The sequence below is a fragment of the Bacillus sp. P4_E1 genome (assembly GCF_056401715.1).
This window is the reverse complement of record NZ_JBFUIV010000012.1, coordinates 39,757-56,429: the sequence shown is the minus strand read 5'-3', so window position 1 is coordinate 56,429 and position 16,673 is coordinate 39,757. Positions and strand designations below refer to the sequence as shown.

Below are 16,673 nucleotides of genomic sequence, written 5' to 3'. Positions count from 1 at the left end.
TTTCTTAGCCAATAGCGTGTAATACGAACATGGCTAAGAATAAGCATGTAATAATATACATGGACGGTGCGACTTCTTTACGCTTTCCAAGTGCAACTTTCAAGATAGGATAAGCGATAAATCCGAACGCAATGCCATCAGCGATACTATATGTGAGCGGGATCATAACGATAATTAAAAACGCTGGAAATCCTTCTGAAAAGTCGTTCAGAGGAATTTGTTGAATGCTTGTAATCATCAGCCCGCCAATAATAATTAAGATTGGTGCAATGGCACTGTCAGGAATTATTTTGACAAACGGAAGCGCAAACAGTGATGCGAAGAATAACAACCCTGTAACGATAGACGTCAGACCTGTCTTTCCGCCTGCAGTAATACCTGCGGCACTCTCTACTGTTGAAACGGTAGGGCTTGTGCCAAATAGACCACATGTCATTGCTGAAATTGCATTTGCTTGGTAAGCACGTGGGAATTTACGATCATCTTCTAATAAACCATGTAAAAGTCCCATGTTCTCAAAAATAAGCACCATGCTTAAGGAGAATGTTGCAATCCAAAATGGCAAGGAAGAAAGTTTCCCAAATGACATAGCTCCAAACACATCGCCATAATTAGCGAATGAAAACGAACTATTTCCCATTTGACTCGTATCAACAAGACCAAACAGCCATGCAATACCAGTTCCAATTGCAATCGTCCATAAAAAGCTTCCACGTACGTTACGCGCAAATAGTACAAGTGCGACAATAAGAGTAAGTAGTGTGGCAAGAACGACAGGACTACTTAATTTTCCCATTGCAACAGCAGTATTAGGATGCGAAACGACTAAACCACCTTTTTGCAAGCCGATGAAAGCTAAAAACAACCCGATACCGACAGTAATCGCTTCCTTTAATGACTTTGGAATCGATACCGAAAGCACGCGAGCAATCGGTGTAAAAGCAGCAATTGCAAAAATAATACCGGCGATAAAAACAGCTGCCAATGCTTCTTGCCAAGTTAAACCGAGCGTATGCACAGCAGTGTACGTGAAGAATGCATTTACACCCATACCAGGGACAAGAATAGCAGGTGCATTTGCCCAAAATGCCATGAGTAGACATCCGACAAATGAACTAAAAACAGTTGCCAAAATTCCTGCCTCAAGAGGAATGCCGGCATCTGATAAGATTGACGCATTTACAATCATAATATAAACAATTGTGAAAAATGACGTGACTCCAGCTAAAACTTCTTGTTTTGGTGATGTTTGGTGTAAGTCTAATTTAAATGTTCTTTCAAGTATTCCTTTCATGTTAAACCTTCTTTTTCATATCCCTCTCCCACCCGTGATATCTCTTATGTAAGAGCTCACCGTCCTTTATTATATCAGAACATCATGTTTTTACAACAACGAAAATGATAACGGTTACTTATAAATGAGTTTATTTATAAATACGTAAAAATTGCCCGGATAGATGAAATGATTTCTAGTTCTCCTGATTGAATGGGCGGAGCTGCTTGCGCATGCAAAGTAGCATATGATGAGATCTCCCGTGGTAATTGGGCAGATTCTTCAACGAGTGAGAGGGGAACAGGATTAATATTTAAATTGTAGGTACTCGCAATTGTACGAGCTTTGTCTACTGCTTGTTGCAGAGCTTGAATGAGAGCTTGCTCATAATATTTATTTGGATGAGATATTCGAAAACGTAATCCTTTTGCTACGTTTGCACCATTTGTAACGGCTATATCATATACTTCCCCTGCTTTTTGTACATTTAAAACGGTAATTTCATACAAATGCTCCACACGATAGCCTTGTAGTAATGCTTTATCATTTACATATTCGTATTGAGGAGTAATTGTATAAGAAATGGTTTCTATATCTTTATCGGCAATACCTAGCTGTTTGAGTGCATCAAGCAATTGTTTCGATTGCACTGCATTTTCTTCTTGCGCCTGTTTTACATTTTTACTATCTGTTCGAATGCCCAGTGTTAATATGACAACATTTGGTTTTGCCTTTATAATGCCTTCTCCTTGTACAGTAATAGTAGCTTCTTTACCAGTATTTGTCGTACGGATATTATGTAGATACGGATTCATTCCACTTTGCATTTATGCTCACCATCCTTTTTTATATGTATATGTGTGAACAAAAAAGAAAATCTTATGAAAAAAGTTACATAAATGAGAATGTTGAGGGAAGAAAGCATATACAATATAGGTATTTATAGATTATAATATGTGTAAATATGATAAAAAAGGGACGAGGCTAGTGAACGAAAATAGAGAAACACTGATTTTAGATTTATCTGCATCATTTCGAAAGATGATACGTTTATTACAAAATGATATTAATACACGTTTTTCAGAGCATATGCCATATAATGAATTCTCTGTATTACGTGCGTTATTTTTAAAAAGTCCACAGATGGCTTCGCAAATTGCGAGTGAAGTAAACGTAACCTCCAGTCATATTACAGCTGTAACAGATCGTCTCGTGCGAAAAGGGTTTGTTGAAAGAAAACGTTCAAATTCGGACCGTCGTATCGTATACTTAGAAATTACTGAAAACGGACGAGAAGTAACTGAAAAGCTTGAAGCTGTGCGTAAAGAATATTATAAAGAGAAATTTAAAGGTTGGAGCGACCAAGAGATAGAAATGGTTTTAGAACTATTTGGCCGCGTATTATAATAAATGAGGATAGGAAGCGAGAGCTTTCCTATCCTTTTTCTTTTGAATAAAAATATTTTGAAACTCCGATACTTTAATTAAACAGATCGGAGGAAAGATTATGAAATATATTGCTGGACTTACCATTTTATTAGGAAGTTTTTTTTGTTTTAATACATTCTTATACGCTGATACTCCAATTCAAGTCGTGCAAAAAGAAGTGAAATACATTGAAAACGATAATACTGTCTTATATTCGAAATTATGGGTTCGCTCTATGCAAAACGTAGTATTATTTCATCATAGCGATAATGTTCGTAATCAGGACACTTTGCGTAATGTAACAAGTTCATCGCTCGTTAAAGCGAAGCAATTACCATTTAAGAAAGCATCAATGTACATTCCAAGATTATCGCAATACGTATCAAAAGCAGGGAAAGAAAATATTCAAGTGCACTACATTGCGGTGCACTATAATGTGAAAAAAGAAAATGCGTATCAATTAAATGGCATGAACTATTTTCTGCAAGTATTTGTGAAAGAGCGCGGCGAATGGAAAATTGCTGAAAGTGTAGTCGCGCCGACAGAGCAAATTGTGCAAAACGGTGATGGATTTGGGATGAAGGAAGAGATGGTGTATGGGGATAGGAGAGAGAATGTAAAATAACCTCCTTTTGAAGGAGGGGTTATTTCACACGCCAAGAAAATTTTAATTTTAATAAGCGAGATAATAGTAGGTAGACTATCGTACTGGTCCCTATAAACCCAATATAATAGTTCAAAATAGAGCGACTTCCTCCTGCTACCATTCCTCCAAACATTCCAATAAAGATTACACAACATATCATACATAGTTTTTTGAGCTTCGGATATAATAGAAAGTTTCCATTTTGTTCATTAGGTGATCTTGTATATAAGTATATTCCTAAAGGTAATAGAATAAGTATATTTGCGATTGGACCGATAAGTTTTGTTGCTGAAGGAATATACGTAAAATTAGGCTCGTCATGACGTACGCCTTGTTGATCAGTATAAGCGAGTTGAGGATCGTAATTAAAATCAATATTGAATCCGTGAACGGGCGCTAAAATACTCACTTTTTCTATTACTGAGCCGTAACGATCTACATTTTTCTCCGTATAGACGGTATGATTGGAAATAAGTCCAACCGTATGAATAGAAATAACTCCGACAATTAGAGTCGGAAAAATAAAAGGGAATCCAAGTATAGCAACACTGAAGAATCCTTGTGAGAAAATATTACCAGCAATTGTGCCTATACATAATGCAAGTGTATAGATAGCAATTAAGATAATAAGCATGTATAAAAAATAAGTGTGAAATGGTGAAAATACTTGATACTTATTATGAAAGGTTGTCTTTTTCATAATAGCAAAAAGTCCCCAATTCAATATAACGATAGCTACAATATTACACACACCAAAAAGCCATTTCGTTATAAAGAGATCTTTCCGTTTAAATGGCATGGACCATAGAAAGTCGCTTGATTGATTTTGACGTTCCCATCCAATAAGGATACAGGCTAATGCAATGAGGATTGCTCCTTGAACCATGATAGCGTCAGTAAGTGAAAGATGATAATTGTACCGGAATATATATTTCCATTTGTTATTATCATGTAAATAGTTTAGTTGTTCTGCGGCTGCCAAATAGTATTTATATGATAGTATGTAGAAACTTACTAACCAAAATAGCCAAACCATATATTTACTTTGTTTGTATGTGTGCATCCATAATGCTTTTTGAAACATAGGATCTCTCCTTTAAAAAACTTTATAGTTTGTAAGACGTGATAGTACAAAATAAGTGACGATTCCAACTAAAAAGAATCCAACATAGTAACTAAATAATAAATCAAAACGTTTTAACATTTGGCCACCTATTAATGCGAAATATAAGATAGTACTCCATATCCAGATTGAGCGGTATTTTTGAAAAAGGAAGATTTTCGTATTATTTTCATTTGGTGATCTTGTAAAAAGAAACATACCGATGAATAAGCAAAAAATTGTATAGAAGATAGGAACAAGAATTGCTTTGGCAGAGTAGTAACTATGAGAAGTAGGACCTTTCTGTATCACTTTGCCATGCTCCTCATACGATTGGGCACTAGGATGGTAATTATAATTAATTGAAAAGTTTAATATAGGACCTGAAATGTCGGTTTTTCTATTGAGTTCATAAATTTTTTCAGAACTTGCATAACTTTTATTCCCTTGTATTGCATCAGCGTGAATCGTAAAGAAAAAGAGTAAGAGTGAAAAGACTCCCATTCCCATTACGCAAAAAGTAATACTAAAGATGCTTTGTGAAATAATACTGCCAGTAAATGTGCCAATACATAAAGATACAGTATAGATAGCGATATATGAAAAAATTGCATAAAGAAAATATCGATGAAACGGTTCGAACGATTGATATTCAAAGTGGATTGTAGATTTATAAATAAAATACATAAGACCCCAATTGATAAGAAGTGCTATTACAATGAAAAATGCACCGAAAATCCACTTTGATAAGAACATATCACGCCTTTTAAATGGTAACGTCATAAATAAATTCCCATTTTGATTACTTCGCTCCCAACCTATTAATATACAGGCTAGGGCGATTGTAATAATACCCAACCAAAAGCTATCAGAAGAATGAAAAGAATAATGATAGTAAAACTTTTTTTCACCCATGCTTTCTGGATGGAGAAAGAGAGACTGTTGATCTTCAGCTGCTTGATAGTATTCGAAAGATAAAAAATAAAGTGAACTAAAGAAAAATAGTAACGCAGCATATTTCCCGCGCTTCCAATTCCACATCCATAACGCCTTATGAAACATACCCATCCTCCTCAAGTGTCGTAACGAAGACATCTTCAAGTGACATTGATAATTCTTCAATGAGTATTGGTTGTTCTTTATAAAACTTCTCCAGTGTTGTAGCCACATTTTCCTCAATTAAGATTGTATATACTTTTCCTGTTTGGTTTAATATTTTAATATTGCTTAAGTTTTCTAGTTTTTGAGGTAATGAACGTTCATAAGCAACTTGTATTTTGGCAAATCGTGATTTTGCATCATCTAGTGATGTAATAGAATCTACTGTATGTCCTTTTAAAATAATGATTGTATCGGCAATTTTTTCAACTTCATCTAAATGGTGAGTGGAGATGAAAATTGTAATTTCTTTTTCTGCTACTTCTTCAACGAGAAATTGTAGAATCTGTCTTTTAACGATAGGATCAAGTCCGTTTGTCGGTTCATCTAAAATGACATATTCTGCTTTTGCAGCGAAAGCTAAAATGATCGCAAGCAGTGCTTTCATTCCTTTTGAGTAACTACGAATACGTTTGTTTGGTAAATTAAAATGTTCTAATATTTCATAAAAATACTGTTCATCAAATGCTGTATAAACCGCTTTATAAAACTTTACGATTTCCTTCACTGTATATCCGTTCAGTATGTTAGTAGAATCTGGAACGTATACAACTCTTTGTTTAATTTCAGGATGCATATGAACATCTGTACCCTCATATGTAACAGTTCCTTCATCGGGGTCTAAAATGCCGACCATCGTTCGTAATAAAGTTGTTTTCCCTGCGCCATTTCTTCCGAGCAATCCGACGATACTACCTTTTTGTAATGTGAAAGAAACATCGTCTAAAATCGTTTGGTTATCAATTGTTTTCTTCAAGCTTGTCACTTTCAGCATCTGTATTTCCTCCAATCTCTTTATAGTATGAATCTATCCAATCATGAATTTTATCTTTCGTAATCCCAAGATAAGAGGCTTCTAGTAATAATTGATGAAATTGCTTTTCAACCATAGCGATTTTCCTTTCGTCTAATGTTGGGGTAATCGATTGGGCTACAAATGTTCCTTTTCCTCGTAATGTTTCAATAATCCCTTGTCGCTCTAATTCTTGATACGCTTTACTTACTGTATTTGGATTTATAACGAGCAAAGAAGCAAGCTCGCGTACAGAAGGAAGTTTATCACTTGGAGCTAACATGTTTTTTAGTACGAGCTCTTTTATATTTTGAACAATTTGTTCCCATATCGGAGTGTTGCTTCTTGGATCAAGTTGAATATGCAAGAGCAATGTCTCCTTCCTGATGAGTATTAAGTGTACTACTGCATGTAATACACTTAATACAATATAGGTAATGAATTTATTTGTCAACTGAAAATAATAGAAAAAAATGGTATTAAAAATGTATAAATTGGAAAAAATAAGTTTGATATAGAATGGAGGGTTAGTCATGAAGCGAGTTTTTGGAATACTTGTTTGTTTCATGTTATTGCTTTCTGGTACTTCAGTTAGTTTCGCACAATCTGAGAAAACGAAGCAGGAAAAAACAGAAGAAACCACGCCGAAGTTAGCGGAACAAGCGTCGTCAGCGATCGTAATTGAGCAAGATACAGGTAAAGTTTTGTTTGATAAAAATCCGAATGAAAAGTTACCACCTGCTAGTATGACAAAGATTATGACAATGCTATTAATTATGGAACAAGTTGAAAAAGGAAAACTAAAACTAAACGATAAAGTTAGAGCGAGTGAACACGCAGCTTCAATGGGCGGATCACAAATTTTTCTAGAACCTGGGGAAGAGATGACTGTAAATGAAATGTTAAAGGGCATTGCAATTGCATCTGGAAATGATGCATCTGTTGCAGTAGCTGAGCATATCGCTGGTTCAGAAGAAGGTTTCGTAAATATGATGAACAAAAAAGCGAAAGATTTAGGTCTGAAAAATACGCATTTCCAAAACCCAACAGGTCTCCCGGCGAAAGATCATTATTCTACAGCGAATGATATGGCTATTATGGCGAAAGAGTTGATGAAGTATCCACTTATTCGAAAATACACAGGTAAATATGAAGACTATTTACGTGAAAATACGGATAAGAAGTTTTGGCTTGTTAATACGAATAAGCTAGTACGTTTTTATCCTGGAGTAGATGGAGTGAAAACAGGCTTTACGACAGAAGCGAAATATTGTTTAACGGCATCGGCTGAGAAAAATGGTATGCGTGTTATTTCAGTTGTAATGGGAGCACCTACATCAAAAGAGCGGAACAATCAAGTAACGAAGCTTCTTGATTATGCATTTGGACAATACATGACAAAGAAATTATATACACGTGGTGAGAAAATTAAGACTGTACAAGTAGGAAAAGGTAAGAAAGAAAAAGTAGATTTAGTTGCGTCAGACAATGTGTCTCTTCTTATGAAGAAGGGCGAAAATATGGACAAAGTTAAACAAGAAGTGATTGCTGAAAAGAAAGTGAAGGCACCGATTAAAAAAGGTGATGCACTTGGCACACTTGTTATTAAAAGAGATAAAGATGTTTTATTAAAACAAACAATTGTAGCGAAAGAAGATGTTGAGGCAGCGAGCTGGTGGGAGTTATTTAAAAGAAGTTTTGGGATGTTTTCAACATCAAAATAGCGGCAAAAATTTTGACGTTTTTCTGTTCGTATTTACTGAAATAATTGCTGAAAGGTTTCACTTTATGACGAAATAGTTCTTCTTTTGTCAGTAGGAAGGATTCTTATTTTATATCACGAAAATCTTATGTTAATGAGTAAAGTTTGAGCATAAGGAGGAAATCGTGTGAGTCTTTCCATGCATTTAGAAGTAAAACGTGACGTCTTATGTGTGAGGCTAGAGGGCGAGTTAGATCATCATACTGCTGAAGAGTTGCGAACGAAAGTCACAGATATGATTGAGACACATGGTGTTCATCATATTATTTTGAGCCTAGAGAACTTAACATTTATGGATAGTTCTGGTTTAGGCGTTATATTAGGCCGATATAAACATGTAAAGGGATTAGGTGGAGAGATGGTTGTCTGTGCAATTTCACCGCCCGTTAAACGTTTATTTGAAATGTCAGGTCTATTCAAAATTGTTCGTTTAGAAGAAAGTGAAGCGCATGCGCTCGCGACGTTGGGGGTGGCGTAGATGAGAAATGAAATGAACCTTCAATTTTCAGCGTTAAGTCAGAATGAATCATTCGCTCGTGTTACGGTAGCTGCTTTTATTGCGCAATTAGACCCGACAATGGAAGAACTAACAGAGATTAAAACAGTTGTGTCAGAAGCGGTTACAAATGCAATTATTCATGGGTATGAAGGAAATGCAGAAGGTGTTGTTTATATTTCAGTGATTTTGGAAGAAGCGATGGTGAAACTCACGATTCGAGATGAAGGGATTGGTATCTTTAACTTAGATGAAGCAAGACAACCCCTTTTTACAACTAAACCTGAATTAGAGCGTTCCGGAATGGGATTTACTATCATGGAAAATTTTATGGATGAAGTAGAAGTTATTTCAAACGAATCTTTCGGGACAACAATCCATTTGACAAAATACTTATCAAATAGTAACGCTCTATGCAATTAAGGAGAATAGCCAATGGACATAGAGGTCAGAAATGAGAAGAAGAAACCTCAGTTAAAGGACCACGAGCTAAAAGCGTTAATTCAAAAAAGTCAAGATGGAGATCAACAAGCGAGAGATACAATCGTTCAAAGTAATATGCGTCTCGTATGGTCGGTTGTACAGCGATTTCTTAATCGAGGATACGAACCAGACGATTTATTTCAAATTGGATGTATTGGACTCTTAAAATCGGTAGATAAATTTGATTTATCTTTCGACGTGAAATTTTCAACATATGCAGTTCCAATGATTATCGGTGAAATACAACGATTTTTACGTGACGATGGATCAGTGAAAGTAAGTAGATCTTTAAAAGAAACAGGAAACAAAGTCCGAAAGATGAGAGACGAGCTTTCGAAAGAATTTGGAAGGGCTCCAACGATTAATGAGGTAGCACAGGCTCTTGAACTAACGCCGGAAGAAGTTGTTCTGGCGCAAGAAGCGAGTCGTGCTCCTTCGTCGATACATGAAACTGTGTATGAAAACGACGGAGATCCAATTACTATTTTAGATCAAATTGCAGATCAATCGGAAACGAAATGGTTTGATAAAATTGCTTTAAAAGAAGCAATTAGAGAATTGGATGAACGAGAAAGGCTAATTGTGTATTTGCGCTATTATAAAGACCAAACCCAATCAGAAGTAGCGGAGCGCATAGGCATTTCGCAAGTACAAGTTTCAAGACTTGAAAAGAAAATATTAAAACAGATGAAAGATCGAATAGATGAATAGCTATCTATTCGATTTTTTTTATTGTCACGAAAAGGAGAAGATTCCAACTATCGATAAAAATTTACAGAATTTATTGATAATTTAGTTAATTTAAACTATAATCCAAGTATGAACTTGTCACAAAGGGGGAAGGAAACATGGAAACGAGGCAACAATGGGGAACGAGGGCTGGATTTATTTTTGCAGCAATCGGTTCCGCTGTTGGACTAGGGAATATATGGCGTTTTCCTTATACAGCGTATGAAAACGGGGGAGGCGCATTCTTTTTACCGTACTTATTTGCATTATTAACGACTGGTATTTCATTATTAGCTTTCGAGTTTGCTCTTGGGCATCGTCATCGTGGTTCGGCGCCACTTACATTCTTCCGTATTCATCGACGTGCTGAATTTATTGGATGGTGGCAAATGTGTGTGACATTTATTGTTTCAACATATTACGCTGTAATCATTGCTTGGTCTATTTCGTATACGTACTTTGCAATTACTGGAGCATGGGGGAAAGACACGCAATCATTTTTATTTAAAGAATATTTACATGTTGCAGATAAGCCAGGACAATTCGGGGGGCTCGTACCAGAAGTATTAATTCCGTTAGCTCTCGTTTGGATTATTGTGCTTGGTGTTGCGTTTAAAGGAGTTAAAAAAGGAATCGAAGTTGTTAACCGTATTTTTATTCCTTTACTAGTTGTTATGTTCCTTATTATCGTTGTTCGTGCAGTGACGATGGAAGGTGCGATGCAGGGGCTAGATGCATTTTTTAAACCAGATTGGAGTCGTATTTTTGATGGGAAAGTATGGCTTGCTGCTTACGGTCAAATTTTCTTTAGTTTATCTTTAGCATTCGGAATTATGATTACGTATTCTAGTTATTTACCGAAAAACTCAGATACAACAAATAATGCTTTTATTACAGGATTTGCAAATTCAGGATTTGAATTATTGGCAGGTATTGGTGTCTTTGCAGCTCTTGGATTTATGGCGAATAACATGGGGGTACCGGTTGATAAAGTAGCTAGTGCTGGTGTAGGACTTGCATTTGTAGTATTCCCGCAAATTATTAATGAGTTACCGATGTCGCCGTTATTTGGTGTATTATTCTTCTTATCTCTAACTGTTGCTGGAATTACATCACTCATTTCACTTGCAGAAGTATGCTTTGCCGCTGTATCTGAAAAATTCAGCTTGAGTCGTCAAAAGACGATTGGAATTATGGGAACGCTATTAGTATTAGTTTCTCTTGTTTTTGCAACACGTGGTGGACTTATGTTCCTAGATGTTGTTGATTACTTCGCTAACAATTTTGGATTGATTACAATTGCACTCGTTGAAGTAGTTACAATAGGATTAATCTTGCGCCGTTTACCAGTTTATCAAAATCATGCAAACTTTGTATCTGATATAAAGTTAGGAACGTTTTGGAGAGTGAGTTTACTCGTTATTACTCCACTTATGTTAGGGTATATGTTAATTGATGGTACAATCCAAAACATTAAAAAGAACTACGGAGGTTATCCAACAGAGTTTGTTGTAACGTATGGTTGGTCGATAGCGGCAGCGTTTCTTATAGTTGCACTAGTCATTAGTCTGAAGAAATGGAATGCACAAATACATTCAGACTCTGTCCAGCTTGAAAAAGAATGGAAGGACCGAGGTGTTTCATGATGAGTGGATCAGCGATTATGATGATGGTTATAGGTATGGTAGTCATTTGGGGAGGACTTGCATTAAGTATTGCAAATTTATTTAAGAAAAAGGCATAAACTAAAAAACATCTGTACCGAAGCGGTACAGATGTTTTTTTATGAAAAAATTGTATTAGAAAAAAATTCAATAACCATACTACAACTACGAGGAAGAGTGAAGGGGTGAATGGAAATTGGAAGGAACAATTTATATTAAAATGCGCAATCGCTTAAAAGTGTCTCCTACGTATGAAGTAAAGCTGAGCGATGTTGCACAACTTGCCGGAGATTCTTTTGTAGTTGAGTTGTTACAAAATGAAATAGTCTACAAAATAACAGCGCATGATAAAACACATGTTGTAATTGATGTCATGAAAGTGATTGAGATTATTCAACAAAAAGCATCTCATGTACAAATTAATTTACTGGGTTCTGGACAAACTCTTGTTGAAATTATATATGAAAAAAAGAAAGTACCCCCAATTTTCTTTGGACTTGTATGGTTGTTACTTTTCATTGGAGCGGCCCTTGCAATAATTTATTTCCATGAGGATGTAAGTATGCAACAAGTACATCAACGGTTATATTACATGATTACTGGAGAGTTTAAGGAGCAACCACTATTATTTCAAGTTCCATATTCAGTAGGTCTTGGATTAGGTATGGTTTTATTTTTTAATCATGTATTTCAAAAGCGAATTAATGAAGAGCCTAGTCCGTTAGAAGTTGAGATGTTTCAATATCAGCAGTCGCTTGATCAATATGTAATTGTTAATGAAAACAAGGATAACACGAAACAACTTGCCGATGATTGAATGTGGGTTTGTTATATTAATTGGTTTAGCTGGCGGGATTGCAGTAGGTAGCGGATATGTTGCCTTTTTAGCTGTTCTCGGTATTATCCCGCGCTTAGCTCAATTAACGAGAAGTGGAAAGCATATTCAATATTTTGAGTGGGCTGTCATTGCGGGTACTTTAACTGGGGCTTGGTGTAGTTTGAAAAACATTACATTTCAAACATCGCAATATTGGCTTGTAATATTAGGGTTATTTTGTGGCACATTCATTGGAATGCTTGCTGCGGCATTAACAGAAGTATTAAATGTTTTACCTATTTTAGCGAAACGAGTCGGGGTAGAGGGGAAAATTGTTGTTTTACTCGTTGCTCTTGTACTTGGAAAAGTAATAGGCTCATTGTTTCACTGGATTTATTTCGTAAAGTAGGAGGCAATATATATGACAAGGCGAAAACTGAAAGATGATTACATAAATAAAGTGAAGGAGTACCATCCAAAGCCAAACTATTTGCTAAATTGTGTGAAGGCATTTCTTGTAGGTGGGCTCATTTGTACAGTCGGAGAAATATTGATGAAATTTTATATACATTATTTTCACTTTAGTGAACAAGAGGCAGGAAACCCTACAGTTGCAACTCTTGTTTTACTATCAGCGATTTTAACAGGGTGTGGTGTATATGATAAAATCGGGCAGTTTTCTGGAGCGGGATCAGCAGTACCAGTTACTGGATTTGCGAATTCTATGGCGAGTGCCGCACTAGAGCATAGGAGTGAAGGGATTGTTCTAGGAATCGCTACTAACATGTTTAAGCTTGCAGGAAGTGTCATTGTATTTGGAGTCGTCGGTGCATACATTATCGGGTTAATAAGATATACATTTCAAATTTTAATGTCTTAAAGGAGGGGTGGGTATGAGATTGACAGGAAAACAAACGTGGGTATTTCAAAATGATATCTTCGTGAATGCAACTGGTACTGCTGTCGGTCCGAAAGAAGCTGAAGGCCCTCTTGGAAAGGATTTTGATATTTCATATTCTGACTTACATTGCGGAGAGGAAAACTGGGAACTTGCTGAACGAAGGTTAATGTCAGACTCAATTCAACAAGCGATGCAAAAAGGGAATATAAAAAAATCGCAAATTGATTTCTTTTTAGCGGGAGATTTATTAAACCAAACAGTGACAGCAAATTATGTTGCTCGTGAGTATGGTATTCCTTTTTTAGGGATGTTCAGCGCTTGTGCGACGTCAATGGAAACTTTGGCGATTGGATCAGCTTTTATAGATGGTGGATTTGCGAATCGTATTTTAGCTACAGTAAGTAGTCATAATGCGACGGCTGAAAGACAATTTCGTTCCCCAACAGAATACGGAGGACAAAAGCCAGGGACAGCAAACTCAACTGTTACCGGAGCAGGGTCAATATTAATTAGCAATGAGGAGAGTGCAATTAAAATAACAGCAGCAACAATTGGTAAAGTGCAAGATTTAGGAATTGCTAATCCTTTAGATATGGGATCAGCGATGGCACCAGCTGCTGCTCATACAATTCAACAACATTTTGAAGATTTGAGAAGAAGTGCAGCTGATTATGATCTTATTGTTACTGGTGATTTATCGGCTGTTGGGACACCAATTGCGAAACAACTTTTACTTGAGGAAGGGTATGATTTGGGGAATGTATACAATGATTGTGGATTAATGATTTACAATTCAAATCAAGAAGAAGTGTTTGCAGGGGGCAGTGGTTGTGCTTGTTCAGCTGTTGTAACATACGGCCATTTATTGCGTGAAATGCAAAAAGGGAATTTACAAAGAATTTTTGTCGTTGCAACTGGAGCTTTATTAAGCCCGATGATGATGCAACAGAAGGAAACGATTCCAACGATTGCGCATGGTGTTGTGTTTGAAAGCGTTAAAGGAGAGTGAATTGTGGATTTTGTATATGCATTTCTTGTAGGAGGAGCTATTTGTGTAATTGGACAAGTGCTGCTAGATTTCGCAAAGTTAACACCGGCACATTTAATGGCAACTTTTGTAGTCGCCGGAGCTATTTTAGACGGATTCGGATTGTACGATAAGCTTATAAAATTTGCAGGTGCTGGGGCAACAGTCCCTATTACAAGTTTTGGACACTCACTATTGCACGGGGCAATGCATGCGGCAGAAAAACATGGATATTTAGGGATTGGAATCGGTATGTTTAGCTTAACGTCTGCGGGGATTTCAGCAGCGATATTATTTTCATTTTTTGTTGCACTTATATGTAAACCGAAAGGATAAATCAAATGAGACGAAGGGTTGTTTTGGTCACAGATGGAGATGAATATGCAAAGCGGACAATTGAGCTGTTAACAAAGGAATTTGGGGGGAGGTGTATTTCAGCATCGCAAAGTAATCCGACCAAATTGACAGGGAAGAAAGTTGTTGAGCTTATTATGCAAACGCCATATGACCCTGTATTTGTCATGTTTGATGACAGCGGATTTATAGGAGAAGGATCTGGTGAAAAGGCGTTAAAGTATGTCGCAACACATAAGCAAGTTGATGTACTGGGTATTTTAGCAGTAGCATCTAATACACATCATTGGGAATGGGCACGTGTAGATGTAAGTGTAGATCGGAATGGGAATTTGACAGAATACGGCGTTGATAAATTTGGACTCCCAGATGGTGACATTGGCAGGATTAGTGGGGATACGATTTATTGTTTAGATGATCTGAATGTTCCTGTCATTGTGGGGGTCGGTGATATTGGCAAGATGTGCGGAAATGATGAATGGGAGAGAGGATCACCTATTACTAGAAAAGCGATTCAATTAATTTTGGAAAGGAGTGGCTTTTATGACGAAGCCTAAAAAAGTGAATATCCCGATTTCATCTTTTTTAAGTGATAATGAAAATTATTTAAAGCAAACAGTTGGACTTGGTGTTACATACGATGTTGGTATTCGTAAATTTCAAATTTTAAATAAAGAAATTGGTGTGTTATTTGTAAATGGACTTTGTGATACGAATTATATTATCCCTATTTTAGAAGAAGCGGTGGATACAAATGAAATAAGGGATGTAGAAGAAGATACAGTAAAGCTTTTAGAGAATCGTTTAATTCATCAACAAGTAAGTAAAGTAAAAACGATGGATGATGTAATGCTCCAAGTATTATCAGGACTCATTGTTATATTTGTGGAAGGTGAAACGGAAGCGTTCGCAATAGATGTTCGTAGTTATCCGGGCCGGACACCGACAGAACCAGATACAGAAAAGGTAGTGCGTGGTGCAAGGGATGGATTTGTTGAAAATATCGTTGTAAATACAGCGTTAATTCGTAGAAGGATACGCGATCCACGTCTTCGAAATGAAATGATTCGAGTAGGAGATAGATCGCAAACGGATATTTGTATTACATATGTACAAGATGTTGCAAACACAGATTTAGTAAAGATTATAAAACAAGAATTAAATAACATTGATGTAGACGGGATTACGATGGCGGATAAAACAGTAGAAGAATTTGTAGTCAAGCAAAGCTATAATCCCTTCCCGCTTATTCGATATACAGAAAGGCCGGATGTAGCAGCAAATCATCTATTAGAAGGACACGTGCTAGTGCTCGTTGATACATCACCAAGTGTTATGATTACGCCAACAACATATTTCCACCATTTACAGCATGCAGAGGAGTTTAGACAAAATCCCGCTGTAGGTACATTTTTACGTTGGGTACGTTTTTTAGGTGTTATATTTTCGTTATTCTTATTGCCGTTTTGGTTAGTCTTTGTATTTGATCCAACTCTTTTGCCTGAAAGCCTTGCTTTCATTGGACCGAATAAGATGACACATTTACCAATTTTATTACAAGTTTTGATGGCGGAAATCGGACTCGAATTTTTAAGGATGGCTGCTATTCATACACCGACATCATTGTCGTCTGCAGCAGGATTAATTTCTGCCATATTAATTGGCCAAATTGCAATTGATGTAGGTTTGTTTGTACCAGAAGTTATTTTGTATGTAGCGGTTTCTATGATTGGATCATTTGCTACGCCAAGTTATGAGTTGGGGCTTGGGAATAAGATTGGAAAATTATTTGTTATTATTTTGACGGGTATATTTCATGAAATGGGATTTGTCATTGGAATGACGATATTGATTCTATTTTTAACATCTATAAAAAGCTTGCAAACACCGTATTTATGGCCGTTTTTACCGTTTGATTGGGGCGCGTTAACGAAAATTTTACTTCGTCCAACTATGTCTAGTTTAAAGGTTCGTCCAAGTATTGTAAGACCTCAAAATGTGCGAAGACAAAAATAAGCGGGATTATGCTCCGCTTATTTT

Annotated in this window: 21 protein-coding genes; 15 read left to right on the top strand and 6 right to left on the bottom strand. The window is 36.4% G+C overall.

The window, feature by feature from the left end; all coding sequences use genetic code 11:
* Positions 1-4: 4 nt before the first annotated feature.
* Both AC1DS7_RS17610 and AC1DS7_RS17605 read right to left on the bottom strand, forming a co-directional pair.
* A complete protein-coding gene (locus tag AC1DS7_RS17610; protein WP_002033892.1) occupies positions 5-1,294 on the bottom strand; it encodes an NCS2 family permease in 1,290 nt (429 codons plus the stop codon).
* Positions 1,295-1,428: 134 nt separating this feature from the next.
* Positions 1,429-2,100 carry an SIMPL domain-containing protein gene (locus AC1DS7_RS17605; RefSeq protein WP_002033894.1) on the bottom strand — a complete coding sequence of 224 codons (672 nt, stop codon included), beginning with the start codon at positions 2,098-2,100 and terminating at the stop codon, positions 1,429-1,431.
* Positions 2,101-2,260: 160 nt separating this feature from the next.
* On the opposite strand from AC1DS7_RS17605, the gene AC1DS7_RS17600 reads away from it, so the two are divergent.
* Both AC1DS7_RS17600 and AC1DS7_RS17595 read left to right on the top strand, forming a co-directional pair.
* Positions 2,261-2,680: a MarR family winged helix-turn-helix transcriptional regulator gene (locus tag AC1DS7_RS17600; protein WP_002088468.1), complete on the top strand. Its 420-nt coding sequence runs from the start codon at positions 2,261-2,263 to the stop codon at positions 2,678-2,680.
* 100 nt (positions 2,681-2,780) lie between these two features.
* Positions 2,781-3,326: a hypothetical protein gene (locus AC1DS7_RS17595; protein WP_429687749.1), complete on the top strand. Its 546-nt coding sequence runs from the start codon at positions 2,781-2,783 to the stop codon at positions 3,324-3,326.
* A gap of 19 nt (positions 3,327-3,345) precedes the next feature.
* Here the strand turns inward: AC1DS7_RS17595 and AC1DS7_RS17590 are convergent, their stop codons facing one another.
* From AC1DS7_RS17590 to AC1DS7_RS17575, 4 genes are read right to left on the bottom strand one after another with little or no spacing between them, the layout of a single operon-like run.
* A complete protein-coding gene (locus AC1DS7_RS17590; RefSeq protein WP_476999136.1) occupies positions 3,346-4,431 on the bottom strand; it encodes an ABC-2 transporter permease in 1,086 nt (361 codons plus the stop codon).
* Positions 4,432-4,443: 12 nt separating this feature from the next.
* On the bottom strand, positions 4,444-5,511 hold the full coding sequence (locus AC1DS7_RS17585; RefSeq protein WP_476999135.1) for an ABC transporter permease: 1,068 nt from the start codon (positions 5,509-5,511) through the stop codon (positions 4,444-4,446).
* Positions 5,501-6,382, bottom strand: coding sequence for an ABC transporter ATP-binding protein (locus tag AC1DS7_RS17580; RefSeq protein WP_429687746.1), 882 nt, complete (start codon positions 6,380-6,382; stop codon positions 5,501-5,503). Before AC1DS7_RS17580 ends, AC1DS7_RS17585 begins: the two co-directional genes overlap by 11 nt.
* Positions 6,348-6,767 carry a GntR family transcriptional regulator gene (locus tag AC1DS7_RS17575; RefSeq protein ID WP_002145907.1) on the bottom strand — a complete coding sequence of 140 codons (420 nt, stop codon included), beginning with the start codon at positions 6,765-6,767 and terminating at the stop codon, positions 6,348-6,350. Before AC1DS7_RS17575 ends, AC1DS7_RS17580 begins: the two co-directional genes overlap by 35 nt.
* A 166-nt stretch (positions 6,768-6,933) precedes the next feature.
* Between AC1DS7_RS17575 and dacF the strand changes: the two genes are divergently transcribed.
* The 13 genes from dacF (at position 6,934) to spoVAF (ending at position 16,649) form a co-directional block, all read left to right on the top strand.
* The gene (gene dacF, locus AC1DS7_RS17570; protein ID WP_429687745.1) at positions 6,934-8,124 is read left to right on the top strand and encodes a serine-type D-Ala-D-Ala carboxypeptidase DacF; all 1,191 of its coding nucleotides are present in this window, start codon (positions 6,934-6,936) and stop codon (positions 8,122-8,124) included.
* 165 nt (positions 8,125-8,289) lie between these two features.
* Entirely contained in the window at positions 8,290-8,640 is a 351-nt protein-coding gene (gene spoIIAA, locus AC1DS7_RS17565; protein ID WP_002128957.1) for an anti-sigma F factor antagonist, read from the top strand.
* Complete coding sequence (gene spoIIAB / locus AC1DS7_RS17560) at positions 8,641-9,081, top strand: anti-sigma F factor (protein ID WP_001243400.1); 441 nt, start codon at positions 8,641-8,643, stop codon at positions 9,079-9,081.
* A gap of 12 nt (positions 9,082-9,093) precedes the next feature.
* Positions 9,094-9,852, top strand: coding sequence for an RNA polymerase sporulation sigma factor SigF (gene sigF, locus AC1DS7_RS17555; protein WP_002014922.1), 759 nt, complete (start codon positions 9,094-9,096; stop codon positions 9,850-9,852).
* A gap of 137 nt (positions 9,853-9,989) precedes the next feature.
* On the top strand, positions 9,990-11,516 hold the full coding sequence (locus AC1DS7_RS17550; protein WP_002014921.1) for a sodium-dependent transporter: 1,527 nt from the start codon (positions 9,990-9,992) through the stop codon (positions 11,514-11,516).
* The gene (locus AC1DS7_RS17545; RefSeq protein WP_000016829.1) at positions 11,516-11,614 is read left to right on the top strand and encodes a methionine/alanine import family NSS transporter small subunit; all 99 of its coding nucleotides are present in this window, start codon (positions 11,516-11,518) and stop codon (positions 11,612-11,614) included. The genes AC1DS7_RS17550 and AC1DS7_RS17545 overlap by 1 nt, the downstream gene beginning before the upstream one ends.
* A 116-nt stretch (positions 11,615-11,730) precedes the next feature.
* Positions 11,731-12,351: a stage V sporulation protein AA gene (locus AC1DS7_RS17540; RefSeq protein ID WP_113735413.1), complete on the top strand. Its 621-nt coding sequence runs from the start codon at positions 11,731-11,733 to the stop codon at positions 12,349-12,351.
* The gene (spoVAB, locus tag AC1DS7_RS17535) at positions 12,344-12,760 is read left to right on the top strand and encodes a stage V sporulation protein SpoVAB (protein ID WP_000568664.1); all 417 of its coding nucleotides are present in this window, start codon (positions 12,344-12,346) and stop codon (positions 12,758-12,760) included. The genes AC1DS7_RS17540 and spoVAB overlap by 8 nt, the downstream gene beginning before the upstream one ends.
* Positions 12,761-12,772: 12 nt before the next feature.
* The gene (gene spoVAC / locus AC1DS7_RS17530; RefSeq protein WP_002014918.1) at positions 12,773-13,231 is read left to right on the top strand and encodes a stage V sporulation protein AC; all 459 of its coding nucleotides are present in this window, start codon (positions 12,773-12,775) and stop codon (positions 13,229-13,231) included.
* 13 nt (positions 13,232-13,244) lie between these two features.
* Complete coding sequence (spoVAD, locus tag AC1DS7_RS17525; protein ID WP_002088448.1) at positions 13,245-14,261, top strand: stage V sporulation protein AD; 1,017 nt, start codon at positions 13,245-13,247, stop codon at positions 14,259-14,261.
* A 3-nt stretch (positions 14,262-14,264) separates the two neighbouring features.
* On the top strand, positions 14,265-14,615 hold the full coding sequence (gene spoVAE / locus AC1DS7_RS17520; RefSeq protein ID WP_002192610.1) for a stage V sporulation protein AE: 351 nt from the start codon (positions 14,265-14,267) through the stop codon (positions 14,613-14,615).
* Between the two features lie 5 nt (positions 14,616-14,620).
* Positions 14,621-15,190, top strand: a complete 570-nt coding sequence (spoVAEA, locus tag AC1DS7_RS17515; RefSeq protein ID WP_193645000.1) for a stage V sporulation protein SpoVABEA — start codon at positions 14,621-14,623, stop codon at positions 15,188-15,190.
* Positions 15,177-16,649, top strand: coding sequence for a spore germination protein SpoVAF (gene spoVAF / locus AC1DS7_RS17510; RefSeq protein ID WP_429687742.1), 1,473 nt, complete (start codon positions 15,177-15,179; stop codon positions 16,647-16,649). The genes spoVAEA and spoVAF overlap by 14 nt, the downstream gene beginning before the upstream one ends.
* The last annotated feature ends 24 nt before the right edge of the window (positions 16,650-16,673 follow it).